General features: G+C 66.7%; 29 protein-coding genes. 19 read left to right on the top strand and 10 right to left on the bottom strand.

Annotated elements, in window-relative coordinates:
- Positions 1 to 190 precede the first annotated feature (190 nt).
- From ACFOD4_RS19320 to ACFOD4_RS19305, 4 genes are all read right to left on the bottom strand, one after another.
- On the bottom strand, positions 191 to 427 hold the full coding sequence (locus tag ACFOD4_RS19320) for a hypothetical protein (RefSeq protein WP_379599090.1): 237 nt from the start codon (positions 425 to 427) through the stop codon (positions 191 to 193).
- Positions 414 to 950, bottom strand: a complete 537-nt coding sequence (locus ACFOD4_RS19315; RefSeq protein WP_379599088.1) for a hypothetical protein — start codon at positions 948 to 950, stop codon at positions 414 to 416. Before ACFOD4_RS19315 ends, ACFOD4_RS19320 begins: the two co-directional genes overlap by 14 nt.
- A 445-nt stretch (positions 951 to 1,395) precedes the next feature.
- Entirely contained in the window at positions 1,396 to 2,358 is a 963-nt protein-coding gene (locus tag ACFOD4_RS19310; RefSeq protein WP_379599086.1) for a DUF697 domain-containing protein, read from the bottom strand.
- A complete protein-coding gene (locus ACFOD4_RS19305; RefSeq protein ID WP_379599084.1) occupies positions 2,355 to 3,800 on the bottom strand; it encodes a YcjX family protein in 1,446 nt (481 codons plus the stop codon). Before ACFOD4_RS19305 ends, ACFOD4_RS19310 begins: the two co-directional genes overlap by 4 nt.
- A 121-nt stretch (positions 3,801 to 3,921) precedes the next feature.
- On the opposite strand from ACFOD4_RS19305, the gene ACFOD4_RS19300 reads away from it, so the two are divergent.
- Positions 3,922 to 4,149 (top strand): helix-turn-helix domain-containing protein, encoded by a 228-nt coding sequence (locus tag ACFOD4_RS19300; RefSeq protein ID WP_379599082.1) that lies wholly within the window; start codon positions 3,922 to 3,924, stop codon positions 4,147 to 4,149.
- Positions 4,150 to 4,509: 360 nt separating this feature from the next.
- Positions 4,510 to 5,400 carry a KilA-N domain-containing protein gene (locus ACFOD4_RS19295; protein WP_379599080.1) on the top strand — a complete coding sequence of 297 codons (891 nt, stop codon included), beginning with the start codon at positions 4,510 to 4,512 and terminating at the stop codon, positions 5,398 to 5,400.
- 94 nt (positions 5,401 to 5,494) lie between these two features.
- Here ACFOD4_RS19295 and ACFOD4_RS19290 read toward each other — a convergent pair whose 3' ends face one another.
- Together ACFOD4_RS19290 and ACFOD4_RS19285 are read right to left on the bottom strand one after the other, a co-directional pair.
- Positions 5,495 to 6,040, bottom strand: coding sequence for a hypothetical protein (locus ACFOD4_RS19290; protein WP_379599079.1), 546 nt, complete (start codon positions 6,038 to 6,040; stop codon positions 5,495 to 5,497).
- A 30-nt stretch (positions 6,041 to 6,070) separates the two neighbouring features.
- Complete coding sequence (locus ACFOD4_RS19285) at positions 6,071 to 6,979, bottom strand: 3'-5' exonuclease (RefSeq protein WP_379599077.1); 909 nt, start codon at positions 6,977 to 6,979, stop codon at positions 6,071 to 6,073.
- 277 nt (positions 6,980 to 7,256) lie between these two features.
- Between ACFOD4_RS19285 and ACFOD4_RS19280 the strand changes: the two genes are divergently transcribed.
- Positions 7,257 to 7,928, top strand: a complete 672-nt coding sequence (locus ACFOD4_RS19280; RefSeq protein ID WP_379599076.1) for a thermonuclease family protein — start codon at positions 7,257 to 7,259, stop codon at positions 7,926 to 7,928.
- A gap of 254 nt (positions 7,929 to 8,182) precedes the next feature.
- A complete protein-coding gene (locus tag ACFOD4_RS19275; RefSeq protein WP_379599074.1) occupies positions 8,183 to 8,998 on the top strand; it encodes an alpha/beta fold hydrolase in 816 nt (271 codons plus the stop codon).
- A gap of 515 nt (positions 8,999 to 9,513) precedes the next feature.
- Here the strand turns inward: ACFOD4_RS19275 and ACFOD4_RS19270 are convergent.
- Entirely contained in the window at positions 9,514 to 9,963 is a 450-nt protein-coding gene (locus ACFOD4_RS19270) for a carboxymuconolactone decarboxylase family protein (RefSeq protein WP_379599073.1), read from the bottom strand.
- Between the two features lie 564 nt (positions 9,964 to 10,527).
- Between ACFOD4_RS19270 and ACFOD4_RS19265 the strand changes: the two genes are divergently transcribed.
- From ACFOD4_RS19265 to pdxR, 6 genes are all read left to right on the top strand, one after another.
- Complete coding sequence (locus tag ACFOD4_RS19265; RefSeq protein WP_379599071.1) at positions 10,528 to 11,736, top strand: NAD(P)/FAD-dependent oxidoreductase; 1,209 nt, start codon at positions 10,528 to 10,530, stop codon at positions 11,734 to 11,736.
- A gap of 187 nt (positions 11,737 to 11,923) precedes the next feature.
- Complete coding sequence (locus ACFOD4_RS19260) at positions 11,924 to 12,397, top strand: GNAT family N-acetyltransferase (protein WP_379599069.1); 474 nt, start codon at positions 11,924 to 11,926, stop codon at positions 12,395 to 12,397.
- Entirely contained in the window at positions 12,394 to 13,014 is a 621-nt protein-coding gene (locus tag ACFOD4_RS19255) for an FMN-dependent NADH-azoreductase (RefSeq protein ID WP_379599067.1), read from the top strand. The genes ACFOD4_RS19260 and ACFOD4_RS19255 overlap by 4 nt, the downstream gene beginning before the upstream one ends.
- Positions 13,011 to 13,766: a DJ-1/PfpI family protein gene (locus ACFOD4_RS19250; RefSeq protein WP_379599065.1), complete on the top strand. Its 756-nt coding sequence runs from the start codon at positions 13,011 to 13,013 to the stop codon at positions 13,764 to 13,766. Before ACFOD4_RS19255 ends, ACFOD4_RS19250 begins: the two co-directional genes overlap by 4 nt.
- A 320-nt stretch (positions 13,767 to 14,086) precedes the next feature.
- A complete protein-coding gene (locus ACFOD4_RS19245; RefSeq protein ID WP_379599124.1) occupies positions 14,087 to 14,698 on the top strand; it encodes an RrF2 family transcriptional regulator in 612 nt (203 codons plus the stop codon).
- Between the two features lie 185 nt (positions 14,699 to 14,883).
- A complete protein-coding gene (pdxR, locus tag ACFOD4_RS19240; protein WP_379599063.1) occupies positions 14,884 to 16,356 on the top strand; it encodes a MocR-like pyridoxine biosynthesis transcription factor PdxR in 1,473 nt (490 codons plus the stop codon).
- Positions 16,357 to 16,603: 247 nt separating this feature from the next.
- Here the strand turns inward: pdxR and ACFOD4_RS19235 are convergent, their stop codons facing one another.
- Positions 16,604 to 17,080, bottom strand: coding sequence for an Lrp/AsnC family transcriptional regulator (locus ACFOD4_RS19235; RefSeq protein WP_379599061.1), 477 nt, complete (start codon positions 17,078 to 17,080; stop codon positions 16,604 to 16,606).
- 136 nt (positions 17,081 to 17,216) lie between these two features.
- Between ACFOD4_RS19235 and ACFOD4_RS19230 the strand changes: the two genes are divergently transcribed.
- Complete coding sequence (locus ACFOD4_RS19230) at positions 17,217 to 17,858, top strand: LysE family translocator (RefSeq protein ID WP_379599059.1); 642 nt, start codon at positions 17,217 to 17,219, stop codon at positions 17,856 to 17,858.
- Between the two features lie 256 nt (positions 17,859 to 18,114).
- Here the strand turns inward: ACFOD4_RS19230 and ACFOD4_RS19225 are convergent, their stop codons facing one another.
- Entirely contained in the window at positions 18,115 to 18,636 is a 522-nt protein-coding gene (locus tag ACFOD4_RS19225; RefSeq protein ID WP_379599057.1) for a DUF6428 family protein, read from the bottom strand.
- Positions 18,637 to 18,679: 43 nt separating this feature from the next.
- Here ACFOD4_RS19225 and ACFOD4_RS19220 point away from each other — a divergent pair, with 43 nt between their 5' ends.
- From ACFOD4_RS19220 to ACFOD4_RS19185, 8 genes are all read left to right on the top strand, one after another.
- On the top strand, positions 18,680 to 19,036 hold the full coding sequence (locus ACFOD4_RS19220) for an ArsR/SmtB family transcription factor (RefSeq protein ID WP_379599055.1): 357 nt from the start codon (positions 18,680 to 18,682) through the stop codon (positions 19,034 to 19,036).
- On the top strand, positions 19,033 to 19,470 hold the full coding sequence (gene arsC, locus ACFOD4_RS19215; protein ID WP_379599053.1) for an arsenate reductase (glutaredoxin): 438 nt from the start codon (positions 19,033 to 19,035) through the stop codon (positions 19,468 to 19,470). Before ACFOD4_RS19220 ends, arsC begins: the two co-directional genes overlap by 4 nt.
- Complete coding sequence (gene arsB / locus ACFOD4_RS19210; protein WP_456316913.1) at positions 19,467 to 20,540, top strand: ACR3 family arsenite efflux transporter; 1,074 nt, start codon at positions 19,467 to 19,469, stop codon at positions 20,538 to 20,540. Before arsC ends, arsB begins: the two co-directional genes overlap by 4 nt.
- On the top strand, positions 20,537 to 21,733 hold the full coding sequence (locus ACFOD4_RS19205; RefSeq protein WP_379599051.1) for an MFS transporter: 1,197 nt from the start codon (positions 20,537 to 20,539) through the stop codon (positions 21,731 to 21,733). Before arsB ends, ACFOD4_RS19205 begins: the two co-directional genes overlap by 4 nt.
- Before the next feature lie 269 nt (positions 21,734 to 22,002).
- Positions 22,003 to 22,107, top strand: coding sequence for a recombinase family protein (locus ACFOD4_RS19200; protein ID WP_379599050.1), 105 nt, complete (start codon positions 22,003 to 22,005; stop codon positions 22,105 to 22,107).
- Positions 22,108 to 22,156: 49 nt separating this feature from the next.
- On the top strand, positions 22,157 to 22,894 hold the full coding sequence (locus tag ACFOD4_RS19195) for a recombinase family protein (protein WP_379599048.1): 738 nt from the start codon (positions 22,157 to 22,159) through the stop codon (positions 22,892 to 22,894).
- Between the two features lie 107 nt (positions 22,895 to 23,001).
- Positions 23,002 to 23,340 carry a type II toxin-antitoxin system RelE/ParE family toxin gene (locus tag ACFOD4_RS19190; RefSeq protein ID WP_379599046.1) on the top strand — a complete coding sequence of 113 codons (339 nt, stop codon included), beginning with the start codon at positions 23,002 to 23,004 and terminating at the stop codon, positions 23,338 to 23,340.
- The gene (locus tag ACFOD4_RS19185) at positions 23,337 to 23,738 is read left to right on the top strand and encodes a helix-turn-helix domain-containing protein (RefSeq protein WP_379599045.1); all 402 of its coding nucleotides are present in this window, start codon (positions 23,337 to 23,339) and stop codon (positions 23,736 to 23,738) included. Before ACFOD4_RS19190 ends, ACFOD4_RS19185 begins: the two co-directional genes overlap by 4 nt.
- 437 nt (positions 23,739 to 24,175) lie before the next feature.
- Here the strand turns inward: ACFOD4_RS19185 and ACFOD4_RS19180 are convergent, their stop codons facing one another.
- Positions 24,176 to 24,718, bottom strand: a complete 543-nt coding sequence (locus ACFOD4_RS19180) for a hypothetical protein (protein ID WP_379599044.1) — start codon at positions 24,716 to 24,718, stop codon at positions 24,176 to 24,178.
- Positions 24,719 to 24,837 lie beyond the last annotated feature (119 nt).

The following is a 24,837-nucleotide window of genomic DNA, read 5'->3' as shown; positions in this document are numbered from 1 at the left end:
GGCCACGGAGCCTTGTGGCGTAAGGGATTTGGCGAGGGCGGGAGGTGTCCGCAGGGTGTCCGCACTTGCTGTCCGCACGGTGTCCGCACGGTGTCCGCACCCTGTCCGCACCCCACGCTCAGGTGTCCGCACCCGCTTGGTGAGGACACCTGTGGCGAGGTCCAGGGCCTTGCTCAGCCCTTCATGGATGTCAGGCATCGGGGTCTGCCGCCTCCAGGGCTGAACGGTACCGGGAGAGCGTCCGTTCCAGGGTGGAGATCACCTCTGTGCGGAGCAGGGGATGGGTGATCTGCCGTCCCCCTGGGAGAGTGACCACCGCATCGAGCCAGATCGCGTCCGTGGCTTCGAGGGCCGCGATCTCGGTGGTGAGGTCCCCGATGGCCCCGCGAAACAGGACGATCCAGGTTTCCAGCTCAGAGAGCGTCATCGTCGGTGATACCAAGGCGAGCTTCCACTTCCTGGAGGGTGCGGGTCACTTCGGGATGGGCTCCCCCGGGGATGGCCTCCTCGGCCTCGAGGTCTTCATCCCCCGTGGGGTCGAGGAGACTGCCCTGGTCATCCAGTCCCACGGTGCGGAGCAGCTCGGGCGGGACGCCGGAGAGCATGTCGATCAGGCCAGCCTGGCTGCCGGGGTCCTGCTGGCCGGGCATCATCCCTGGGGCGCCGGGCATGCCGCCCATCTCCGGGGGCATCATCGGGTTCTGGGGCATGGTCAGGCCCTGCTCGATGCAGCGGCGCATATCGGCGACGGACATGAAGCCGAGGGGGCCGACCCCGAACATGATGTGCCCCAGGCCCAGGGGTTCATCACCCATGTCCGCCCGGATCTCGTCGAGGGAGCGGATGCCCCGCATCATGAGCTGGAGGTTCTGGGCGTTCTGCCCGGTGACTTGTGGACCTTCTCGGCTCGCAGTCGGGCCATCAGCGCCATGGTCTCCGCGTGAGGCCATCGGGCTTTCCGCGTTTCGGCGGATGCTGCGGCCGCCGGCCCTTGGCTGGGGCAGCGGGGATGACGGGCCAGGAGGTCACGGGCCGAGCCGGGAGGTCAGCAGGAGCAGCGTCGCGTGGGGGATGTTGCTGAGAAGGCCGTCGCGGCCTCAGGCGCAGTTCTGGCGGGTCCGGGAAATCAAGACCGGAACCCGGGCACCCCTCACAACATCCCGGCGACGATAACGGGTGCTGCGCGAGGATGAGGGGAAGGCGATGAGGATGACCTGCTGCCCCGGCTCTCCCTGGCTCGATGCCGGCTCAGCGACGGCACAGTGATGCCGGAAGTCCAGGACCTGCAGCCGCTCTGCCAGGAGGTGCCGCGCCTGACCGGGTGACGCTGAACAGGTCAGCCCGCTCGGTCCGTCGCTCGCATGGGTCGGCGACGCCGTTCCGCTAAGCGCCGGGCTATCCAGCCTCGGGCTCGAGCGGGCAGCAGGCCGCCGCCGTGACATCGGCGAGGCGGCACAGGCGCAGCGCCGTGGCGCTGGCACCCGGCAGGATCGCGGCCAGCTGGCGCAGCCCCGGCGTGTCGGTCAGCAGGCGCTCAACCGCGACCTGCGCCAGCAGGTCGATCCCCGCCGTTCCGGCGGCTGTCCCCACCACCCGCCGCAGCAGGGCCAGCGTCACCGCCAGGTTCGGCCGCAGCCCGTGCAGCGCCGCCACCTGCCGCATCAGCGACAGGCCGCGCAGCCCCGCCAGGACGCCGTCCAGCGCCGGCGAGGGCGAGATCGCCACCAGCACACCGCCCTGCAGCGCGGCGCGCCGGCCGGCGGCCCGGGTGGCCTGGCGCAGCGGCTCCGCCACCTGCCGCCGCAGCACCGCGCGCAGCTGCGGCAGGCTGGTTGAGCATTCCACCGCCCGGATGGCGGCGGGGCCGTCCGGCAGCGCGGCGCCGATCTCCCCCAGCCAGGCGCGGCAGCCGTCCTGAACCTGCTCCAGGGCGGCGTCAGGCCGCGCCAGGAGCCGCCGCAGGGCGTCCACCTGCCGCAGCCGCCGCCAAGCCCGCCACTCGCCCCACAGCCCCGCCAGGACCAGCCAAAGGCCGCCGCCGAGCACCCCCACCGTCAGCCAGCCCAAGGCCGCCCCGTCGCGGAAGCGCGCCTGCACAAAGCCGAGGCCGGCCAGAACCAGCCAGCCGAGCAGCAGCACGGCCAAGCCGGCGGCGAGCAGGGTGGGGGCGTGGCCACGCCGCCGGGGTGCCGCGAAGCCCTCCGGGTTCCAGCCGGTGTCGATGCGCCCCTCCGGCAGCACGCCGTCGGCCTCCAGCAACCTCGGTCCACCCGGCAGGGCGGCCGCCAGCGACGGATGGGACGCGGTTTCCGGCGCCTCCACCCCGTTCCCCAGGAAGCCCGGCCCGCGCGGCGTCACAGTGCGCCCTCCAGCAACTCGGCCAGCACCGCGTCGAGGTTCAGGTGCGGGATGCCGTGGCTGCCATCCGCCACGATGCGTGGCGGCGCGAACACCGGCAGCTCGAAGAAGCGCTCGTTCCAGAAGCCCGGCCGCGGCCGCGAGGACGGCACCTCGCCCGGGTCGAAGGCGCGCGGCACCATCTCGCCCAGCGGTACGCCGCGCACCACCTCGATCGACCGCCCATCGCGCTGCGCCGTGCCGTCCACCGTGGCCAGCACCGAGGCGGCGACGTGGAAGCCGTGCCCGGCGCGGGGCGGGGCGCCGTCGCCCTGCACCAGGGTGCGCAGCAGGTGGCGCAGATTGTCGCGGCGCAGTTCGGGCACGTGGTCGGCCTTGGTCGCCACAAAGGCGACGCGCCCGGGCGCGGAGCGACGCAAGGACCCGCCGGCGAGGCCGCCGAGCGAGCGGGACAGCAGCCCCGCCTCGCCGCGCAGCGCGGTGCCGATGGCGGCCAGCGCCTTCTCGGTGTCTTCAAAGGCGGCGCGCCCGGCATGCAGCGCGCCCAGCACGTCGACCAGCACCACCTGCCGGTCGAAGGCGGTGAAGTGGGTGTCGAAGAAGCGCTGCCGCATGTCGGCCTTGTAGGCCTCGAAGCGGTCGCGCATCAGCGCCGCGGCGCTGCCCTTGGCCGGGCGTTCGCCGGGATCCTCGAGCGGCGCGAACCACAGCAGCGGGGTTTCGGCGCCGGGCCCGGGGCAGACAAAGCGGCCGGGCTGCAGAAAGCGCAGGCCGTATCGCGTGCGGCAGGCCATCAGCCCCTCGCGGTACAGGGCATGCGCCTGACGCAGCAGCGCGTGGTCGGCCTTCCTGTTCGGATCGAGGTCGGGCAGCAGCGCCAGGAAGCCGGCACAGGCCTCGGCGCGCGGGGATTGCCGCAGCAGCGCCAGTGTCTCGCGCGACCAGACCGCGTAGCTCTGCTCCAGCAGTGGCAGGTCGAGCAGCCATTCCCCCGGGTAGTCCATCAGCTCCAGCCGCACCCGGCGGTGCTTGAAGGCTTCCACCTTGCTGAGCAGGCCCGTGCGTTTCAGCAGCAGGTCGAGGCCGAGCACGGCGAAGCCTTCCGTGCGCGGCGGCCAGGCGGGCTGCGCCGCCGCCAGCTCGGCGAGCTTTTCTCCGTAGTCGAAGGCGGCCACGTCGTCGCTGCCGGGCGGCAGCACCCGCACCGCGTCCAACCGGTGCTCGCCGGCGGCGGAGCGCAGTTGCCGGCTCAGCTGCGGCAGGGTGTCATACCGCGGCAGGGCCAGCAGGTTGTGCACCAGGGAGGTGATGAAGACCGTCTTGCCGGCGCGGCTCAGCCCGGTCACGGCGATCCGCAGCCGCGTCTCGTTCATCGCCGCCTCGCCATAATCCCGCACGCCCTGCGCCGCGTCGCGCGAGGTGTGCTTCAGCCACTGCAGCATGATGAGCCCTTGGTCAGAAGGTGAACGCGCGGACCTGCGGGTCCGGAGAGGAAGCGGCAGAACAGTCATTACATACTATAGTTGATAAACTTCTGGTAGAACTCTCGCCAATGCAGGGCGCATGGACATGCGTCGCCTGGTCGGTCGGAATTTCGCGCGCATCCGGCGCGAGAAGGGACTGACCCAGGAGCAGGTCGAAGAGCTTTCGGGCCTGAGCCAGCAGTATCTGAGTGGCCTGGAACGTGGGCTGCGGAACCCCACCGTGGTGACCCTGTTCGAGATCGCGCAGGCGCTCCAGGTCACTCCGGTCGATCTGATCACCCCATGGCCGGAAGAGCCGGACCGCTGATCCTGGTGGCTGCCACCCAGCATGGTTTGGCGCAGAGCCGATATGAATGGTCACTCAAGGATAGATCTCAGAAAGTAATTATATAAAAAAACGACCGGTCAATAAACAAAATGCTTCCGAATACTTGAATAATGATCCGAGAAAGACTAAATAAGGAATGTAGATCATCCTGTCCTGGATGACCGCCACACTTCCACGATCACTGTTTTCCTCTGCCGCAGGATCCCGTGGATCGCTCGACCAACCCCGTCCTGTCCTGAGCGCATCCTGTGCGACCTGCTGTCTCCAACCTGTCTCGGCAGCTCCTGAGCCGACTGTTGCGGTCCCTTGAGCAAGGCCGAAACCGTGTTGGAGCTCATCATGGCCTTCACCCAGACCCTGGACTACCAGGGCCACAGCATCCGCCGACGCGGCGCGATGCTGAACCTGACCGACATGTGGAAAGCCGCGGGCTTCCCCAGCAACCGCCGGCCGGCCGACTGGCTCGCCCTCGAGGACACACAGCGCTTCCGCAGGCATGCCGACCGGCACCTGCCGGACCGCTGCGGGCCAGCAACGGTCGATGCCCCCCTGACCGGCATCGACCTCGACACCGACGGCCTGGTGGCCACGGTGCGCAGCCCGGCCGACGAAACCTGGGCTCACTGGCATCTGGCTCTCGGCTATGGCCGCTTCCTATCGACCGCCTTTCACCTGTGGTGCGACACTGTGGTGCGCACCGCCATGGAACGGTCGCGACGGCGCCTCCGCCCGCAACGGGCGGCGTTCGAGAGTCACCTTGTCCAGCTTCTTCAGGCGCTGCACCGCCGGTTCGACGTGCTCGACCGGCATGCCGCCGACCTGATGTTCCTGCAGCTTTCCGCGCAGGATCTCCTGCTCGGTCAACGGCGCAGCTTCTCTGCCCGCAGCCAGGCGACCATCGTCCAGGCGGTGCGGGCAACGCCGTTCGCCGGCCACTGCCCCTGCTGCGGCCAGGGGCCGGTGCTCGACGAGGCCGGGCGGCCACTTGCCGGGGCGGAGTTCGACCACTTCTTTCATCGAAGCCTGAACCGCCCCGAGAATGGCTGGCTGATCTGCATCGCCTGCCATGGCGAGATGACGGGCGGCGGCTACCTGGCCAGGTTCGCCCGCGTGCCGCAGTTCCGCGCCTTCCAGGCGGCCGTGCTGGCGCAGCGGCCCCAGCCGCAACTCCGCTCGCGCCGGGCCGTGCCTGCGTTGCCGACCGCCCGCCCGTACCCGCGCCTCCACTGAGACGGCGCAACAGCAGCCCCATGATCTCCCGAGGAGATCATGGGGCTTTCTGCGTTCAGACCCCGGAGGGCGCCGGGCGGCCTTGGCCGGGCTTCTATCGAGACCTCATCCTGAGCACCGCCTGGTGGGTGCCGCGGATCAGGGCGTCGAGTTCCTGCCAGGCCATGGAGCGGCCGGACAGGCAGGCGCAGACCAGCCGCGCCGTCTCGGCCAGGGCCGCGGCGTCCCTCGCCTCCGGCCCGGCATGGCCGGCACGGGCCAGGGTCGCAGAGGCGGCTGGGCGTGGCTTCTGGCGAAGCTTCACCCGTTCTGCCGGATCGGCGGCCGGCGGCTTGGTGGCTGCGATCAGCGCCTCAGGCGCAGGGGCTGCCTCGACGGGCGGCGTTTCCGGCTGGCCTGGTGCGGCGACGGCGGCCTCGGCCTCCTGGGCCGGCTCCGGCAGCGGCTCCCTGAGCAGGCGCTGCAAGGTCGCCGCCGTCTCGAAGAAGCCGTCCCGCCGCATCGCCAGCCAGGCCTGCCCCTCCACCCAGAACACCCGTCGCTGCATCGCCATCGTGGCCACCTGCTGCGGCGTGGCGGCGAGGAAGCGGCAGCCGCGGGCTTCCGCCGCGAGCCGGTCTTCGGGGGTCAGTTCGGCCATGCAGGATCCTGCTGCTGAAGGGATGGCGGGTCAGCCGCGCCCGGAATAGCGCTCCCGCGCCGTCAGCCGCTGCGTCGGCACCTCCACCGCGCGGCCATAAACCTCCTCCCGCAGGAAGCGCAACTCGGCCTCGTGGGAGGCTTCGTCCACCTCGGTGCTCCAGGCCCGGGGTTCCTGCGCCGTCGCCTCGCCGTTCCAGCGGTAGCCGCGCGCCTTGAGGCGGTCCTTCTGCTCGAAGGGCGCGTCCACCGCCCAGATCCGCCAGGAAGGCTGCCGGGCGTTCTCCAGCAGGCTGGCAAGGCCGGTGCGGTTGGAGCGCGGCAGCGGCCGTGCCAGGATGGCCAGCGTGGCCTGGCAGTCATGCTCGGCCCGGTGCCCGCCGAAGAACAGCCCGCAGCGCATGGCGAGGTAGGCCAGCCTTGTGCCCTCGAACCCCTCCCCGGCCCAGTCCACCTCCCGCATCGAGCAGGCCCAGGGTTTGTCGGCGAAGGCGGGGCAGAAGCGCTCGGCGAAGCGCCGGTCGAAGCCGGCATTGTGCGCGATCACCAGCGCCGCCGGCGCGACAAAGGCGGCCACCTCCTCCGGCTGGATGCGCTGCCCGGCCACCACCGCGTCGGTGATGCCGGTCAGCGCGGTCACCGCCGGCGGGATCGGCCGCGTCGGCTGGCGCAGCCGGCTGAACGGCTCGCCTACGCTGTAGAGCGTGCCGTCCAGCCCGTAGGTGAAGGGCAGCAGGGCCAGCTCGATGATCTCGTCCTCAGCCGGATCGAGGCCCGTGGTTTCCAGGTCCAGCACCAGGCCGAGGCGCGTCGGCGTGCCGGGTGAGATCTCCAGCGGCGACTGCGGCTCGACCCGCCGCAGCACCTGGTAGCGGCCGCTGGCCTCCAGGGCGGCGGCCATGGCTTCGAGATCGGTGTCGGTCGGACTGGCGGACAGCATGCCGTGCTTCATGTCGCACCACGCGGTGCTGATCCAGGGTGTGGCAGATCCTGTCGATGCTCCAGTTTTTCTGTGCTGCTTTAACCAGCCGGTAACCGGCGCCTGGTACAAGGATCTCACTGCGGCGGCGCCAAGCGCCCTAAGCGAGAACAGACCCTAATTGGATCGCCACCAGCCTCCGGGCCGGTGTAGAGGGAGCCTGCAGCAACACCGCCCGGCCGGAGAAATCCGCCGGGCGGTTCGCATTCCGGTGACACCTCCTGGCCTACCCTGCCCCATGCGCGTTCTTGGCTTCCTCCTTCCCCTGCTTCTTCTGCACCTCGCCGCTCCTGTTCTGGCCGCCGAGCTGCGCGGCGAGGCGGTGGGCGTCGCCGATGGCGACACGCTGACCCTGCTGACGCCGGACCGGCAGCAGGTGCGGGTGCGCTTGGCGCAGATCGATGCCCCTGAGGCTGGCCAACCCTGGGGCAGCCGGGCGCGGCAGGCGCTGGCCGATCTGGTGTTCCGCAGATCGGTGGTCGTCCTGGTGATGGACACCGACCGCTATGGCCGCACGGTCGGCATGGTGCGGGTCGGCCGGCTCGACGCCAATGCCGAGATGGTGCGGCAGGGTCATGCATGGGTGTACCGGCAGTACCTACGCGACCGCTCCCTGCTGGCCGTAGAGGAAGAGGCCCGGCAGGCCCGGCGGGGGCTCTGGGCGCTGCCCGAAGCGGAAAGGGTGCCGCCCTGGGCCTGGCGCCGGCAGCAACGCGGCGGGCAGCCGGTGCTATCGCCCAGGCCTCAAGCATCGGCGGCCATGGATGCGGCGGGCTTCAGCTGCGGCACCAAGCGCTACTGCCGCGAGATGACCAGCTGCGCCGAGGCCCGCTTTCACCTGCAGCAATGCGGACTGAGCCGGCTGGATGGGGATCGCGACGGCATTCCCTGCGAGAGCCTCTGCCGCTAGGGCGACGCTCTCCATCGCTGGCTTGGCAGGGTCGGTAGCCGGCGGCGATACTCGGCCGATGTCCTGGTACGACGCACAGGCCGAGACGCTGGTGCCGCGCTACGAGGCAGTGATGCCTGAGGCTCTGCATGGCTGGTGGCGCCATATGTTGCCGGCAGCCTCCACCATCCTGCTCAATTCCGACAGATTTTCTTGGCCGACGATGCCGCCTAGAAGCAGGCTCGTAGCATCTTAACGAAGGCCCACTCTCATCCATGCATCCCATCCTCAAGACCCTTGAAGCCAGTTCCCGACGATCAGAAACCCCGTGCGGCACTGGCCGGCTGGTCTGGCACGAGTGGGGCGAAGGAAAGCCTCTGATCTTGCTGCATGGCGGCGCCGGATCCTGGCGGCATTGGGCCCGGAATATCCAGTTCTTGTCCCACAGTTGGCGCGTCCTTGCCCCCGACACACCGGGCCTGGGCGAATCTGATCTGCCGCCTGAAGGAACAGACCTCTGGGGCCTCGCTGACATTCTTGCAGAGGGCATCGCCATGCAGGTGAAACCCGGCGGCAGCTATGATCTGGTAGGTTTCTCGTTCGGTGCGGTGATCGCGTCGCACATCGCGGCTCGTTCCGCCGCGGGGCTGCAGAAGGTTGTCCTTGCCGGACCTGGAGCGCTCGGGTTACGACGCTCGGAAACTCCCCTGGTGTCCATACGGGACCGCGCAGGACCGGACCGCGTGGCGGCGCACCGCACAAACCTCGCCAGCCTGATGCTCGCTGATCCAGCCGCCATCGACGAGCTAGCCCTCGAGATCCAGGCCTGGAACAGCGATCACGCGCGCTTCCGAAGCCGGAACATCGTGTCGGATGCCGCTGTGCGCGAAGCGCTTCCATCCATCAGGGTGCCTGTGCACGCCATCTTCGGCGAACGTGACGCAGTGGCTTACCCCTATGTGGCCGATCGAGTGGATCTTATTCGTTCAATTCGTCCCAACGCCGATGTGCGGGTCATCCCTCAGGCAGGACATTGGGTCGCGTATGAAGCTGCTGACACCTTCAACGCCATCCTCACCGACATGCTCTAGGTCCTGCTGCAGTCGATTTGCTATGCGCGCCATCGACACGGCGGTTCCGTGGTGATTTCATCCATCAGCCAGTGGCAGAGGTCGAGCGCTGCTGGCCGTGTGGGACCCGGCGGCAGAATGAGCCAATAGCTTTCCTCCAAAGGCTTGCTGCACCATGGCTGCGTCACCAGAGAACTCCGCCGCCTTCAGGGCTGCCGCCGAGGAGTTTCGATACTTAACGGCGACACCGATGATCGCCTTCGAGTGATAAGCAAAGCCCTCGTAGATGAGCCGGTACTCCCTCGATAAGGCGAAACCGTACTTTCTCACGAAGGCAGTTCGCCCACCTGGTAGCGTTCTTGGATAGCCCGAAGCATGGTGTCGATCTGTCGAACCTTTCAATGATGGCCGTGATTATTGACTGCAGCTCCTTCAGAGGGGACTGATCGGGATTGGCTAGAAAGCTTGAGAGGTGATCGACCGGCATGAGCGGCGTTAGGCTGGCGCCCAGGAAAGAGAGCTAAGATCGGATTTAATCACCGCGCGATGGCTCTGCCCGGCGGACGGCGCAGGCTGATTGCAAGCCGGTTGAAGCTGTTCATGAGCCCGACGGCGATTGTCAGATCGACAACCTCCTTCTCGGAGAAAAACTCCGAGACTGCCCCAAATTCCTCGTCCGGAACTCTGGTCTGCGCGACGAGTGTCACGGTTTCTGCCCATCGCAACGCGGCGCGTTCACGCGCGTCGAAGTGGTCCTCCGCTTCAGACCAAGCCTGAACGAGAGCAAGCTTCTCATTGCTGACTCCCCTACGGGTGAGCGCAGCCGAATGCAGTGCCAGGCAGTAGGCGCAGCCGTTGATCTGCGAGACGCGCAGATTAACCATTTCGACCAGCAATGTGTCCAACCCGGATTGCATGATGTACCCGTATACGCCACCAAGTGCCTGCACTCCGACGGGAGCCGCCGCCATATAGTCGATCCGCATGCTTGTACTGGTCCTTCCGCTTGTTTCATGTGGTGCATCGCCGATCCGCAAACCAACCAGAAGGACCAAGAACGGTTGATCCGGATGTACCACGTACCCGGGCTTCCAAAGCATGCTCAGGCATCAGCTCATCGCTACTTTGTCGCGCATCCATTACCCGGCTGAGCATCATCTCGCCCGTGGTACAGCCATTCGCTGATCTCCTGGTCCTACCGCTTCAGAGGGTGGGCGCGTACAGCCAGCGTCATGAGATCCATGATGATCACTTTCACTGGCGAGCACATGTCGAGCTTCGATCCGACTTTGGCCAGCTTCCGGCTCGGTCGGGCCGCCTGGGCATCGTTGATGGAACTGACGAGAGGCGAGCGGCCATAGGCTGTGTCCAGAAGGGTTGCGCCATCCTGGATCCACACTTCTGACCCGCACTACGCCGGCCGGATCTTTGCAGCAGCAAAGCACGCGCCGAACTTCGTGGAAGCCTGATCACGGCACTTAATCGCACCCCTGACCTCGCACAATCTGCGAGAGAGAGGTGTGCCCCCCTTGTCGAAGAAGGAGACTACCATGTCAAAGACTATCGTCATCATTGGTGCAGGCTTCGCCGGCACCATGTCAGCGCTCAGCGCCGCCAAGCTACGTGCCGAATGTGGTTCCGATGACGAGATCGACATTCTGCTAGTTGCGCCAGAGCCGGTGCTGAGCATTCGGCCGCGACTGTATGAGGCTGATCCGCTACAGATGAGTGCGCCACTCAAAGCGCTGTTCGACGTCACGAATGTGCGCTTCGTGAGTGGATTCGTGCGCAGGATTGACACGAAGAGATCGACGATCACGGTCGATCTCCCGTCCGGCGAACAAGATACTCTGCTCTATGACAGGTTGGTTCTCGCAGCGGGCAGCCGCGTTGTCAGCCCACCGATCTCTGGGCTTGACGAACATGCCTTCAGCGTGGATCAGCGCGATGAAGCGGATGAACTTTGGCAGCATGTTCATAGCCTCGCAGATCGGCCGCGCTCTGCCGAGCGTGACACCGTCGTCGTCGCAGGCGGTGGGTTCACGGGTATTGAAACGGCAGCCGAAATGCCTGCGCGCCTACGCTCTGTCCTCGGCGAGAAGGCCGACATACGAGTGATCATCGTGGAGCGTGCCTCCGACATCGGACCGGACCTCGGGCCTGGTCCGCGACCCGTCATTGAGGAAGCACTCCGTTCCCTCGGCATCGAACTGATCCTTGGCCGGTCGATCGTGAGCGTCGATGCCGGCGGCGTCACCCTTGATGATGGTGCTCGTATCGCAAGCTCCACCGTTGTGTGGACAGGCGGATTGAGGGCATCGCCGCTGACGGAGCAAATCGATGCTCCTCGTGATGCCCTGGGTCGGCTGGTGGTCGATGCCGACCTGCGCGTGCCCGGCCATCCCGCAATCTTCGCCACCGGCGATGCGGCTTGCGCCATGACCGACGGTCTTGGCCACCAGACCTTGATGTGCTGCCAGCATGCCATGCCGCTCGGCAGGTTCTCCGGGCACAATGCCGCTGCTGACCTGCTCCACCGACCTGCCCTCCCCTACTCGCAGGAGCGTTACGTGACCTGCCTCGACCTTGGGCCGTGGGGTGCGGTGTTCTGTGAAGGCTGGGATCGTAAGGTCACTCTGAGCGGTAGTGCCGCGAAGCCAGTCAAGCAGCAGATCAACTCGACCTTCATCTACCCGCCCAAGGCTGATCGCGAAACCGCACTGGCCGCCGGACGGCCCGGGATCACCGCGGACGTGTAAGCCACACTGCAGGCTCGCGCATCCAAGACACGGCCTGGATCTTCTGCCTGGAACTGAACAGATCGATGCGACTGGCAGTATGGAGGCGGCATCGGCCTGCTTGGTCCATTCGGCAAGGAGCTTCCTGGTTCTTCGGCAGGAGCAACGCGGGCTGTATTTCATCAAGACCGATTGCTTACGAGGCGCCATGATCGAGCATCCATCCGCGCAGCCGCCCGCCATCACCTTTCGCCACGCGCATAGTCCCGAGGAGTTGGTGGCGTGCTTTGCGGTCATCGTGCAACTGCGCCCCGCCCTCGACGATGTCGAGGAGTGGATCGATCGCGCATCGGAAATGGCGTGCGACGGCTATCGCGTCCTCGCCGCCTGGGACGGCGATCAGGTGGTTGCCGTCGCTGGGTACCGGATGATGGACAATCTGATCCACGGCCACTTCCTCTACGTGGACGACCTCATCACGGATGAGAGGCGGAGGGGAGAGGGCCTCGGAGCAGGCCTGCTGGCAGAGCTGAGCGCGATCGGTCGGGACGAGTTCTGCAGGCGCCTCGTCCTCGACACCGCTGCGGGGAATATCGAAGCACAACGATTCTACAAGCGCGAAGGAATGACGGACCTCGCCATCGGTTTCATCAAGCCGTTGGGAACGGGGGCACGCTCATGAACATCCTACACATCGATTGCAGCCCTCGCCCGGTATCACATAGCCGCCGATTGTCGGCGGAGATCATGGAGAAGGTCCTCGCTCTTGCACCTGCTGCCAACATCGTTCGGCGCGACCTGGGTGCTGAGCCCCTGCCCCATCTAACTTCTGACTACGCCGCTGCTCTGGCATCGCCAGCGGCCTTGATGGCGGCTGCGTCGAGCAACGCCATGGACCTTTCCGAAGCCCTGATCCGAGAGGTTGAGGCCGCCGATATTATCGTCCTTGGGACACCCATGAACAACTTCACAATTCCCTCCGTCCTGAAGGCGTGGATCGACCAGCTCCTGCGGGTCGGCCGTACGATCATGCCCACGCCCCAGGGCAAGGTGGGGATGCTGCGTGACCGCCCTGTTCTCATCGGCATCTCCTCCGGGGGCGTCTTTGCCGGCGAGAAGGCTAACCAGCCTGACTTTCTGACACCGTATCTGTCGGCCGCCTTCGCCTGCGTCGGGCTGATGGCCCTGCAGTTCCTGCCCGTCCAGGCCACGGCCTTTCTGAACGAGACCCAACTCGCTTCGGCGAGGCAAGCAGCATTGGCGACCTTGGACCTGACCATGATCGGAGAAGATCGATGAGTGAAGAAGCGAAAGACCGTGGGGCCTCCCGGCGATCGGTGATGGTCGGCATGGGGCTGGCGGCTCCGATGCTGGCGTCGTTACACGGCACGGATGCAAGGGCGGCGGTGTCGGCCGGCGCCGGCCTGCAAGGGGACGGCAAGACGATCCTCGGGATGCTGGTGTTCGACGGCTTCCAGCTGCTCGACGTCTTCGGCCCACTTGAGATGTTCGGAAACCTGCGCGATCAAGTCTGCATCATCATTCTGGGCGAACGCGCCGGTCCGGTCGTCAGCAGCGCCGGTCCGGCCATCATGGTGGACGCCACCCTGGAGCAGGCGAAGAAGCTAGATGTTTTCATGGTCCCCGGCGGTGCCGGGACGCGTCGTGAAGTCGGCAATATGCGCCTTATCGAAGCGATCAAGTCGACGGCCTTGGCAACACCGCACGTTGCGTCCATCTGCACGGGGGCTGCGCTGCTAGCACAGACCGGGCTGCTGGATGGCGCGCGCGCGACCACCAACAAGCGGGCGTTCCGTTGGGTGGTAGGTCAAGGATCCAACGTCCAGTGGGTGCGCCAAGCGCGTTGGGTCGAGGACGGCAAGTACTTCACGTCCTCGGGCATTTCCGCTGGCACCGACATGGCCCTGGCAATGATCGAGAGGTTGTACGGGCGCGAAAGAGCCCAGAGGGTCGCCGATGGCGCCGAGTACCACTGGAACAACGACCCGGCCAACGATCCGTTTGCCAAGCTCAATGGCTTGGTGGACTAGTTCCTCCGATCTGCTCGGGTCGTTCGGGAGTTGAGTCTGCTCGCTCCGACGTCAGGGCACTGCGGCAAGTGTAGTGAAGGTCGTACCTGTTAAGGGACGTGCCGCGAGGGTCAAACAACCCAGGAGTCGGCCTCGCCTATCCTTCCGCCAAGAACGCCATAGTCGATCGCCCATGCCCTTAGGACGGCGATCAATCTGTCTGGTGCCGAAGCTCTCCGTTCCGTTGGCGCAAACAAGACAGCCGCCCGACTACAGGTGCGACCAAGCCTGCTCGGCCGCCCACGGCAAGATCTGACTTGTCGGCTCTATCGGTTACTAATATGGTCACCGTTATGAGTCATATTGGAGCCGGCGTTGAGTACGCTCTGCATTGCCTTCTTTGGACGGCAGTCCCGCTTGCGCATCCGCCGAGTGGTCGCGACCTCGCGGACATGCAGGGTGTCTCACCGGCGTTCATGAAGAAGATTCTCCCGCAGTTGGAGAAGGCCGGGATCCTTGAGGCTAGCGGCGGCATACGAGGAGGCTACCGCCTTGCCCGACCGCCTGAGCAGATCAGCGTTCTCGAGGTGGTTGACGCTGTGGAAGGCCCCAAGCCGTTGTTCGCTTGTCGCGAGATACGGGGCCGTTGCGCCATGTTCGAAGGCAGTCCACCCGAATGGTCGACCCGCGGCGTCTGCGGCATCCACGCCGTGATGATCCGGGCGGAGAAGGCGATGCGCGCCGAACTGGCGAAGACCAGCCTCGCATCGCTCATGACCGTAGTCGCCGAGAAGGGCCAGCCTCCTGGCTTTGGCAAGCAGGTTCAGGCCTGGTTTGCCGACCGGCAGACAGCACGCGAGGGCGCACGAATTTCGGGCATCCGGTCGCGCGCAGCCTCCACTCCGCGTCGCTGTGTTCGGGATGGCTCGTCCCGTCCCAAGGCGCAGGAGTGATTCAGTGACAATCTCCCTGGCTGTTGTCATCGATGCGATCCATGCCGGCCCAGTGATCTGGTTGTCCCTCGCCCGATGCTGCCACCAGACCGGGGTTGGTGGCAGCACCCATACGGGCGCCTCTGCCTTTAGGGGTGAAGGGGTGCGCTGGTTTGGTCGGACCTCAGGCCTGCAGGCTTAGGACGATGCAGCATGACGCACCCTGGACAACGGATCGGCTCAAGCTTGAGCGAGAAGGGCCGGCGACACTCGCGGATCAGATCGCACGTCATGTGGAGGTCGCGATAGCGGAGGGAGCGCTGCAATCGGGCGGGCGTCTCCCGTCCTGGCGCGATCTTGCGGCTCAGCTTGGCGTTGCGCGTGGAACTGTGAGGGCCGCTTATGAGAAGCTGTCGGATCGGGGTTTGCTGGTGACCGCTGGCTCGGCCGGAACACGGGTTGCGGATCTGTTGCCTCCGGCAGCCAGTTCTGCCAAAGCGCCCGCCGAGTGCCTGGAGCCGCTTGGTTCCCAGTATCGCTCCTCTCGGCCGCTGGTCTTCCAGATGGGCGTGCCGGCCCAGGACGCGTTCCCGGCAACACTGTGGGCGAGATTGCACCGGCAGGCCGTGCAATCTGCCTCGCTACGAACCGGCCATACGGATCCGCTCGGCCTGCCCGATCTGCGGTCGGCAATCGCGTCGCACGTCGCGATTGCCCGCGGGATCCAGTGCTCACCGGAGCAGATCATCGTGACCTCCGGCTTCCGGAGCGGCCTTTCGATCGCGTTGCACGCCATCGGAGCAGCCGGCAAGCAGGCATGGGTCGAAGACCCCGGCTACCCTGTCACGCGGCTCGCCCTTGCCATGGCGGGAGTTCATCCGGTCGCCGTTCCAGTGGATGACGCAGGGCTCGTTGTTGAGTGGGGACGCGATCGGGCACCACATGCAGCACTCGCCATTGTCACGCCGGGACAACAGGCCCCGAGTGGGGTCGCGCTGGCCGAGCATCGACGGGCGGAGTTGATCCACTGGGCATCGTCTTGCGGGTCATGGATCATCGAAGATGATTATCTCGCCGAACTCCATCTGGCGGGCCGATCGCCGGGCGCCCTGGCTGCGGGAAAAGGGGCAGAGCGTGTCATCCATATCGGCACGTTCAGCAAGACAATCGCGCCCATGGTTGGCATCGGCTTCGTCGTAGCTCCGCTTCCGCTCGCGCGTCGGCTCATCGACATAGCCACCGCGCTGAGTGCGCCGCCCAACACCGCGCTTCAACTCGCCCTTTCGACCTTCTTGAGCGATGGGCACTACCTGCGCCATCTACGGCGGATGCGCCGGCTTTACGCGCAAAGAAGACTGCGCCTCCTGGAGACGCTCAGCCGATCAGGCATTGGGGCGGCAGTCCCGGCAGGCCTGACCGTCCTCCTGCCTCTACCCGACGGCTTCGATGACCAGCGCCTAAGCCTTGATGCCCGCGTCTTCAGTCTCGGGCCAGCGCCGCTTTCACCCTGGTATGCGGGCGCATCTCAACCCCGCTCCGGCCTTATGCTCGCGGTTGCCAACGTGCTCGACCGCCATCTCGAACAGAGTTGCCGTCGACTTTTGGCTATGATCGACGGCTACCCTGAGATGGCATCAGGACCGATCGAACTTGGCTGCGGCCAGTGCGAGGTTAACTAAAGCCAGCACGATAGGTGCTCAGCAACGGCGCGAGGTGAGTGCGCCGAAGTGTGGATCGGCGAGTTGCAGGCCATGTGGGTGGAGTGGCAGCGCCGCGAGGCGCTGGTGCAAGCGGTACGGCTGGCGCTCGCGTGACTGATCGACTTCGATCGGGCTTGCGACGCGACCGAGGATTTCGAACTTTCGACTTACTAAAGCCGTTCAGCTTCGCGTCCAAGGCGCCCGAGAGTGGCTGTTTATCCTTCGACTATGCTCCGGCACCTCGCAGATGGTCGAGGGGAAGCGAGGCTTGCTCCTTCACGGTCTGAATGGCGAAGTTGCTGCGGATGTCCCTGACCCCTGGCAGTTTGAGGAGCGTTTGCAGCAGAAGCCGTTCATAGGCGGCCAGGTCGGGAACCACGACCTGGAGCAGGAAGTCGGCCTCGCCCGACACGAGGTGGCAGGCGACGACCTCCGGCAGCGCGCGCACAGCCTTGCGGAACGCTTCCGCCGCTTCGTCCTGATGCCGTTCGACCTTGATCCCGACGAACACAGTCAGTCCCAGCCCAAGCCCGATCCGGTCGAGGCTGGCATGATACCCGACGATCACGCCTGCCTTCTCCAGAAGGCCGACCCGTCGCAGGCAAGGCGACGGCGAAAGACCGACTTCGGCAGCCAGCTCCACGTTGGTCAGGCGGGCGCTCCGCTGCAGCGAGGCAAGAATGCGCCGATCGATATCGTCCAAATTCGGTTTTGGCATAAATCACTGTGTTAACGTGTTAAGGTTGGCACGATCTACTAGCAGTCTGCTGTTCTACAACACAGATCGCAAGGACATGCCGAACCCACATGTCTTACCGTGCCATCACATAAGGAGGTGGATGGCGGACATGGAGAGTTTCTTGATCTTCGTCGGCGCGCTCGCCGTCGCCTATCTCATTCCCGGTCCGGACATGGTGCTGATCCTGCAAACCGGGGCTTTGCAAGAGCGGAGACAGGCACTGGCGACTGCAGCCGGTTTCGCCCTTGCTCGCGCCTTGCACGTGGCGCTGGCGGCTCTTGGTCTGGCGGCCCTGCTCCGAACCGCCCCGATGGTGTTCGAGACCGTTCGGATGTGCGGCGCGGCCTATCTCGTCTGGTTGGGTATCGCCATCCTCAGAAGCCGGTCGAGCGCACCGGACGCTGACATGGAAGAGCGTACCCGAAGCAGTTCTGCCCGATCAGCCGCCGTTCGAGGCCTCTTGACGAACCTCCTCAATCCGAAGGCGCTTCTGTTTTGTTCGGTACTGCTGCCGCAGTTCATTCAGCCTGAACAGGGAGCGATCGCTGGCCAGTTCCTCCTGCTGGGCACCATCCTTGTTTGCGTCGGGCTTGCTTTCGATCTTCTTTATGCGGGCGCCGGAAGCTTCCTTGGTCGCTGGATCGCCCGTCATCCCATCGTCCAGATCATCCAGCGCTGGACGTTCGCGACCTTGCTCATCGGCTTCGGGCTGCGCTTGGCCTTCACGAACCGCCCTACGTGACGATCACTGAGCAAGGACTACAACGGCGGCCCCTGCCCCATGCCTGATGATACCTCCTTCAATCCGATAAAACCCGATCCCAGGCAGCTTCGAAGAAGTGCCTCAATGTCCTCCCGAAGCGATCCGGCGCACGGCGGTGTTGCCCATCAGGAGCCTGGATTGACTGCTCAGCGCCCATCCCGACCATCAGCAGGTCAGCTGATGGTTCCCCCAAAGTGGAAGTCGCAGCCGACGTTCCCGGCGGGTGGTGCTGGTTTCAGCAACATTCGCTCGTCGGCTTGCAGCAGGCGTTAGCCTTGGCCGCCTCCTGCTGCGCACGGTGCCGCGGCTTACAGATGGCCGGTCGAGGGGCAAGTTCGATCACCGCCTGGGTGGCCTCGATCCTGATGGCGTCGACGTCGAAGACCTGCATGGGGCGGCTGGGCGGACCAACCTCGAAGGTCAGCCGGCTCCCCCGCTGGAGGCTGACCCGGGCGGCCACCTTCTCCAGGATCGCGAGGAACTTGCCAACTTTCATATGCTCCGACTTCTCGGCTGAGGCGGGCAGGTCCTCCACCTGCAGGATCGTCTCCTGCCAGGCGTCCGGATTGCCGCCGCAGTCCAGGGTAACGAAGGACCCGGCCTTCACCTCGGTGACGTGGTAGCCCGGCTGGACCATTCGCCCGTCGTAGCTGATGACCAGGCGACGCGAGCCGTGGGGCGCCAGGGCGTCCAGCACCGCCCCGAACGAGGCGTCTTCCTGGAAGCCGAGCGTCATAGGCAGAGCAGGCGCGTTCATCTTGCCTCTTTCATCTCAACGTGTCTTGAGATATTAAGAGGTCATGAATGAAACGCAAGCACTCGATGCCCTCGGCGCCCTCTCCCAGGAAACCCGCCTGCGGATCGTCCGCCTGCTGGTGACGGCCGGTCCGGACGGCATGGCCGCCGGTGCCATCGGCGAGGCCATGGGCGCGACCTCCTCGCGCCTGTCTTTCCATCTCACTCACCTCGAGGCGGCCGGGCTGGTGCAGTCACGCCGGGAGGGCCGCTCGATCCGGTACTCGGCCGTCTACGACGCCCTGTCCGGCCTCATCGCCTTTCTGATGCGGGACTGCTGCCAGGGTCACCCGGAGGTCTGCACCCCCGCGGTCGCTTCCCTTGCTGCCTGTGCCTGCCCCTCCCCGGAGCTTACGGAATGACCGTCACGATCTTCCACAACCCGGCCTGCGGGACGTCCCGCAACGTCCTGGCGCTGATCCGCAACAGCGGCGAGGCGCCGGAGATCATCGAGTACCTGAAGACCCCGCCGACGCGGGACGTGCTGGCCGACCTCATCCGGCGCATGGACATCCCGGTCCGCGCCGTGCTGCGTGAGAAGGGCACGCCCTACGCGGAACTGGGCCTTGATGATCCGGCGCTGACCGATGACCAACTGCTCGACGCGATGATGGCGCACCCGATCCTGATCAACCGGCCCATCGTGGTGACGCCGCTGGGCGTGCGCCTGTGCAGGCCGTCCGAGGCGGTCCTCGACCTGCTGCCGCACCCGCAGCGGGAGGCCTTCACCAAGGAGGACGGCGAGAAGGTCATCGACGACCAGGGACGCCGCGTGTCCCCGGGGAACAACGCGTGAGTGCGGCCTCGGAGGGCGAGGCGGCCATCGCACGCCGCCGTGCGTCCATGAGCCCCTTCGAGCGCTACCTCACCCTTTGGGTCGCCCTCTGCATCGTCGCGGGCATCGCGCTCGGCGCCCTGCTGCCCGGTCCGTTCCGGGCGCTCGGCCGCATGGAAGTGGCGCAGGTCAACATCCCCGTCGCGGTCCTCATCTGGGCGATGATCGTCCCGATGCTGCTCCGGGTGGACTTCGCGGCCATGGGCCAGGTCGCCCAGCACTGGCGCGGGATCGCCGTCACGGTCGGTATCAACTGGCTGGTCAAGCCCTTCTCCATGGCCTTGCTGGGCTGGCTGTTTATCGGTTACCTGTTTCGGCCCTGGCTGCCCGAAGGGCAGGTGGACAGCTACATCGCCGGGCTGATCCTGCTCGCCGCGGCGCCCTGCACCGCCATGGTCTTCGTGTGGTCCCGCCTCACGGACGGAGACGCCAACTTCACCCTGAGCCAAGTCGCCTTGAACGACGCCATCATGCTGGTGGCCTTCGCGCCGGTGGTCGGGCTGCTGCTCGGCCTGTCCGCCATCACGGTGCCCTGGGACACCCTGTTCCTCTCGGTCCTGCTCTACATCGTCCTGCCCCTGGTCGCGGCGCAGCTCTGGCGCCGGTCGCTGCTGGCCTCCGGCGGCGAGGCCGCCCTCCAGCGCACGTTGAAGGCGATCAATCCGGTGTCGCTGGTGGCCCTGCTGACCACCCTGGTGCTGCTGTTCGGCTTCCAGGGCGAGCAGATCCTCGCGCAGCCGCTGGTGATCCTGCTGCTGGCCGTGCCCATCCTGATCCAGGTCTACTTCAACGCCGGGCTGGCCTACCTGCTGAACCGCCAGTGCGGTTCCGCGCACAGCGTCGCCGGCCCCTCGGCCCTGATCGGCGCCTCCAACTTCTTTGAGCTGGCCGTCGCGGCCGCCATCGCCCTCTTCGGCTTTGAGAGCGGCGCCGCGCTCGCGACCGTGGTCGGCGTCCTGGTGGAGGTGCCCGTCATGCTCTCGGTGGTCCACATCGTGACGCGGACGAAGGGCTGGTACGAGCGCGCATGAAGACTGCGGAGCCGGCGCGGCGCCGGCGGGGGGTGGTGACCACCACCCTCGGCATCACGCAGACCCTGGCCTGGGGCTCCACCTACTACCTACCCGCTGTCTTCGCCGACCCGGTCTGCGAGGCCCTGGGCCTGTCCCGCGAGTGGTTCTTCGGGATCTTCTCCAGGGCCCTGCTGCTCTCCGGGCTGGTCGGCCCGACCGCCGGGCGGCTGATCGACACCTACGGTGGCCGTGATGCCCTCGCCGCCTCCAACCTCGTTTTCGCGGCCGGGTTGGCGCTGCTGGCCTGGGCGTCCGGGCCGGTCACCCTGGCCCTCGCCTGGGCGGTGATCGGGATCGGCATGGGCTTCGGCCTGTACGAGGCCGCCTTCGCCACGGTCACCGGCCTCTACGGGCGGGAGGCCCGCAACGCGATCACCGGCATCACCCTCTTCGCCGGGTTCGCCAGCACGGTCGGGTGGCCTGCCAGTGCCTTCATGATCGACGCCCTGGGATGGCGCGGCGCCTGCCTCGCCTGGGGCGTCCTGCACCTGGTCGTGGCCCTGCCGATGAACCGCTTCCTCGTCGCCAAGGCGCCGCCGCCCACGCCTGCTAAGGCCCCGGCCGATGCGGCACCAGGGGGTGTGCCCTGGATCATCGTCATCCTGGCGGCCGTGTTCGCCGCCACGACCTTCGTGTCCACCGCCATGGCCACGCACCTGCCGCGCATCATCGAGGCCCTGGGCGCGGCGCCGAATGCGGCGATCTTCGCGGCGTCCCTAGTCGGCCCGGCGCAGGTCGCCGCCCGGGTCGCGGAGTTCGCCCTGCAGCGCAAGGCGTCGCCTCTCGTCACGGCCCAGCTCGCCGCGGGCCTGCACCCCATCGGAGCGGGGCTGCTCGCCTTCCTGGGTCCGGTAGTCGCCATCCCCTTCGTGCTGCTGCACGGCGCCGGGAACGGCCTGCTGACCATCGCGCGAGGCACCCTGCCGCTCCAGCTGTTCGGACCTGCTGGCTACGGGCTGCGGACGGGGCTGCTGGCGGCACCGGCACGCCTCCTCCAGGCCGGGGCGCCGCTCCTCTTTGCGCTGGTGCTGGACGCGAGCGGGCCGCGCGTCGCGCTTCTGTTGTCCGGCACCCTCACCATGCTGTCCCTGGTCGCGCTGCTCACAGTGGCGGCCTCTTCGCAGGGTGATGGCCTCTCGCATCGGGCATAGTTCCGGTGCTCTACGCATTGCGCGGCCTCAGCAGGATGATGGCGGTTCCGATAAAGGCCTCCTTAGCGTACGTGAGGACGGCAGCGGGGCCGGGTTGCCATAGTTAAGCGCGCCATGGCACGAGTGGGCGCATGAGCAACGCGCCGCAGGACCCACCGTTCCAGCCGTGGTGACGTGCCGATGAAGGGTCGGTTCATCGTACCTTGTGCAACATGATACGCCGGCCGCGTGGCGCGCCCTTCCGGGCCGCAGCCGAGGAGAGCTGTCGGATGGCGCTGGTGGGCTACGCGCGGGTGAGCACCGAGAAGCAGGCGACGGCGCGGCAGCGCGACGAGCTGCACGCCGCCGACTGCCGCACGGTGGCCGAAGAGTAAGCCTCGGGCGGCGACCGCGACCGGCCGGTGCTCGCCTGGCGACACCCTTGTGGTGGTGTTCCTCGACCGGCTCGCCCGCTCGCTGTCGCACCTGCTGGTGGTGGTCGAAGGCCTGCAGGCCCGCGGCGTGCACTTCCGCAGCCTGCACGATCCGGTTGACACCGCGAGCCCGCAGGGGCTGTTCACGCTGCAGGTCCTCGGCGCTGCCGCGCAGCTCGAGCGCGCGCTCATCCGCGAGCGCACCCGCAGCGGCATGCGCGCCGCCGTCGCCCGGGGGAGCCGGCCGGGCAATCCGGGCCTGCGGGCGGGCGATCCGGCGGCACGGCAGGCCGCCTCCGCGGCGCGCCGGGCGTCCTACCTCGCCCGGCTGATCGCCGGCGCCGACGCGTGGCTGCCAGCGGTGCGGCGGCTCCGGCTGGACGGTCGGCCCTGGGAGGATGTCGTCCGCTACCTCAACGCGAGCCGCGCCGCGGGCGTGCCCGGCTGGACCGGCGAGCGGCTGGTTCGGGCGGTGGGGCGGCTGGTAGCGGAGGGCTTGGCCGAGCGGGAGCTGCTCGCCCCGGCCCGGCCGGCCCCGGCGCCCGACCGGCTGCTCGCCGTGGTGGCCGGCATTGTGCGCTCCGACCCGGGGACGACGCTGCGCGCGATCGGCGCGCGGCTGGAGGCGATCCGCAAGCGGACGCCCCGGGGCGGCACCACCTGGCGGCCGGGCTCGGTCGCGCATGTCCTCGCCCGTGCCCGCAAGGCCGGCCTGCTGCCGGCCCCCCAAACCGATCCGCCGCCCTGACCGGCAGGCGGGTCACCGGGGCCGTGGTGGCGCCGCCGCCGGAGCAGGCGGCACATTCGGCAAGTAATGCGCTTGAAGGCATATGCCTTCAAGCGCATATTCTCACCATGCCTTGGCAAGTCACCTTTCACCCCGAGATGGCCGAGGACTTCGCCGAGCTGTCAGAGGAGGTGCAGGATGCCCTGCTCGCCCATGCGAGGCTCCTGGAGAAGGTCGGCCCCGCCCTGGGGCGCCCCGCCGTGGACACGCTGAAGGGTAGCAGGATCGCCAACCTTAAGGAGCTGCGCTTCTCGGCCGACGGCGGCGTGTGGCGCGTTGCCTTCGCATTCGACGGGCGGCGGATCGCTGTCCTGCTGGCCGGCGGCGACAAGGCAGGCGTTTCGGCGGCCCGGTTCTATCGGGCGTTGATCGCCAAGGCAGAGCAGCGATGGAGGACATGGGAATGACGGAGAAGGCAAAGGGCGTCCCTCTGGACGCGATGATGGCCCGGCTTCCTGCGGCCCGGCGCAAGCGTGTCGAGGCGAAGGCCGAGGAGCTGATCGCGCAGCACATGGCCCTCCGCGATGTCCGCAAGGCCATGGGCAAGACCCAGGCCGCAGTCGCCCGCGCGCTCAAGATCAAGCAGGAGAACGTCGCCCGCATCGAAGCCCGTAGCGACATGCTCGTCTCCACTCTGCGGAACTACATCCAGGCCTTGGGCGGGGATGTATATCTGACGGTGGAGATGGAAGGGCTGCCGCCGATGCGGCTGGAGGGGCTTGGCGACCTGGCGCCAGCCGCCACCAAGCCGAAGGCAGGCTCCTCCACGCGGCGGCCGAACAAGAGCACGCGGCAGGCCGCTTAAGCAGTGTCTTAGCGTCCCTCGGCCAGCAAGGTCGCTTGGAAGGCAGATCCGCATCTGATCAGCCCAACGTTGACTTCCTGTCATGCGTGCCGGAGCGGTCCAGCCGAGATCCGCCCTTCGAACCTTGGAGAAGCCTGATGGATGACGGACTGCCAGAGATCAGCCACCTTCAGCGGATCTTTGCCGCCGCTGCCGCTAGCACGCTCGGCTAAGTAGGACCCCACAGCCTCTGGGGCCACCGGGAAAGATGCGATCTCGCGCACTTCACACCAGCCAACGATGTCCTGCCAAGCAGCGTCACAAGCGCGCTTCGTGTTCGCCGCGGAGGCCTCACGGGCGTAGCTAAGCGCTTCCGCCGACAAGCACCTCCGGGCGTGAAAAAGACAGGGTCCCGGAGGGCCTGCCTTGCTCTGAGCATAAGGCCGGGATGTCGCCGTTTAGTTGTCGTCAACCTCATCGCCAGGCTCCAGCACGGTCACGCTGGCGCAGAACTCACCCTGTATATTCCGGATCTTTTCAGGAAGCCCATTCGGGCGGAGCCGAACCTTCGCCTTAGCAGCGCGCTTGGAAATTGAGCCAAGCGCCAAATTGAGCGCATGGCGCTTTTTAGGATCGCCCGCATCTCGATCCGTCTCACAGCCAATCGCCTGGCGGTAAAGGTCACTATGCTGCTCTCGGATCGTTTGGAAGACCTTCAGCGTGTGGTCGCGCTCCACGCCACGCTCTTCCTTCAGATCGCGAGAGATAGCAGCAGCCTCAGCCTTCGTTTGATTGGCAGCACGCAGTTGTTCGGCAACCTTAAGGCTTTCCTTCTGCTCAGCTAGGAGGTCCGCCGCCTTGGCCTCCAGCACCATCGCCAGATATTCGGCGATGGGGATGCCGAGGTGATCAGCTTTGGCATCCAGCGCTGCAGACGCTGTCGGGTCGATGCTCACGGTGCGGCGGACTGGGCCGGCAGCGTCGTCGGAGTTGAGTGTCATGTCAGGACCTCAGGGTAGGGGAGCCGCCTTATGGTCCATAAACATCATCCGTGTAAAGCACTTTCGATGCGATTGGACTTAGTAACCGATAACGCCGGCTTCTCAGATCACGCGACGTG

This window comes from Teichococcus globiformis (assembly GCF_042646265.1).
Lineage (GTDB): Bacteria > Pseudomonadota > Alphaproteobacteria > Acetobacterales > Acetobacteraceae > Pseudoroseomonas > Pseudoroseomonas globiformis.
This window is presented reverse-complemented; position numbering and strand designations above follow the sequence as displayed.

Bases quoted from the DNA above. Each gene is read 5' to 3' on its own strand.
- ACFOD4_RS19315 (WP_379599088.1), bottom strand. From the start codon at position 950: ATGGCCTCACGCGGAGACCATGGCGCTGATGGCCCGACTGCGAGCCGA.
- arsC (WP_379599053.1), top strand. From the start codon at position 19,033: ATGACCGTCACGATCTTCCACAACCCGGCCTGCGGGACGTCCCGCAAC.
- ACFOD4_RS19280 (WP_379599076.1), top strand. From the start codon at position 7,257: ATGCGCGTTCTTGGCTTCCTCCTTCCCCTGCTTCTTCTGCACCTCGCC.
- ACFOD4_RS19200 (WP_379599050.1), top strand. From the start codon at position 22,003: ATGGCGCTGGTGGGCTACGCGCGGGTGAGCACCGAGAAGCAGGCGACG.
- ACFOD4_RS19265 (WP_379599071.1), top strand. From the start codon at position 10,528: ATGTCAAAGACTATCGTCATCATTGGTGCAGGCTTCGCCGGCACCATG.
- ACFOD4_RS19185 (WP_379599045.1), top strand. From the start codon at position 23,337: ATGACGGAGAAGGCAAAGGGCGTCCCTCTGGACGCGATGATGGCCCGG.
- ACFOD4_RS19205 (WP_379599051.1), top strand. From the start codon at position 20,537: ATGAAGACTGCGGAGCCGGCGCGGCGCCGGCGGGGGGTGGTGACCACC.
- ACFOD4_RS19290 (WP_379599079.1), bottom strand. From the start codon at position 6,040: ATGGCCGAACTGACCCCCGAAGACCGGCTCGCGGCGGAAGCCCGCGGC.
- ACFOD4_RS19225 (WP_379599057.1), bottom strand. From the start codon at position 18,636: ATGAACGCGCCTGCTCTGCCTATGACGCTCGGCTTCCAGGAAGACGCC.
- ACFOD4_RS19180 (WP_379599044.1), bottom strand. From the start codon at position 24,718: ATGACACTCAACTCCGACGACGCTGCCGGCCCAGTCCGCCGCACCGTG.
- ACFOD4_RS19295 (WP_379599080.1), top strand. From the start codon at position 4,510: ATGGCCTTCACCCAGACCCTGGACTACCAGGGCCACAGCATCCGCCGA.
- ACFOD4_RS19230 (WP_379599059.1), top strand. From the start codon at position 17,217: ATGGCGGACATGGAGAGTTTCTTGATCTTCGTCGGCGCGCTCGCCGTC.
- ACFOD4_RS19260 (WP_379599069.1), top strand. From the start codon at position 11,924: ATGATCGAGCATCCATCCGCGCAGCCGCCCGCCATCACCTTTCGCCAC.
- ACFOD4_RS19255 (WP_379599067.1), top strand. From the start codon at position 12,394: ATGAACATCCTACACATCGATTGCAGCCCTCGCCCGGTATCACATAGC.
- ACFOD4_RS19320 (WP_379599090.1), bottom strand. From the start codon at position 427: ATGACGCTCTCTGAGCTGGAAACCTGGATCGTCCTGTTTCGCGGGGCC.
- ACFOD4_RS19245 (WP_379599124.1), top strand. From the start codon at position 14,087: ATGGTCACCGTTATGAGTCATATTGGAGCCGGCGTTGAGTACGCTCTG.
- ACFOD4_RS19275 (WP_379599074.1), top strand. From the start codon at position 8,183: ATGCATCCCATCCTCAAGACCCTTGAAGCCAGTTCCCGACGATCAGAA.
- ACFOD4_RS19270 (WP_379599073.1), bottom strand. From the start codon at position 9,963: ATGCGGATCGACTATATGGCGGCGGCTCCCGTCGGAGTGCAGGCACTT.
- ACFOD4_RS19285 (WP_379599077.1), bottom strand. From the start codon at position 6,979: ATGCTGTCCGCCAGTCCGACCGACACCGATCTCGAAGCCATGGCCGCC.
- pdxR (WP_379599063.1), top strand. From the start codon at position 14,884: ATGCAGCATGACGCACCCTGGACAACGGATCGGCTCAAGCTTGAGCGA.
- ACFOD4_RS19300 (WP_379599082.1), top strand. From the start codon at position 3,922: ATGGACATGCGTCGCCTGGTCGGTCGGAATTTCGCGCGCATCCGGCGC.
- ACFOD4_RS19250 (WP_379599065.1), top strand. From the start codon at position 13,011: ATGAGTGAAGAAGCGAAAGACCGTGGGGCCTCCCGGCGATCGGTGATG.
- ACFOD4_RS19190 (WP_379599046.1), top strand. From the start codon at position 23,002: ATGCCTTGGCAAGTCACCTTTCACCCCGAGATGGCCGAGGACTTCGCC.
- ACFOD4_RS19305 (WP_379599084.1), bottom strand. From the start codon at position 3,800: ATGCTGCAGTGGCTGAAGCACACCTCGCGCGACGCGGCGCAGGGCGTG.
- ACFOD4_RS19220 (WP_379599055.1), top strand. From the start codon at position 18,680: ATGAATGAAACGCAAGCACTCGATGCCCTCGGCGCCCTCTCCCAGGAA.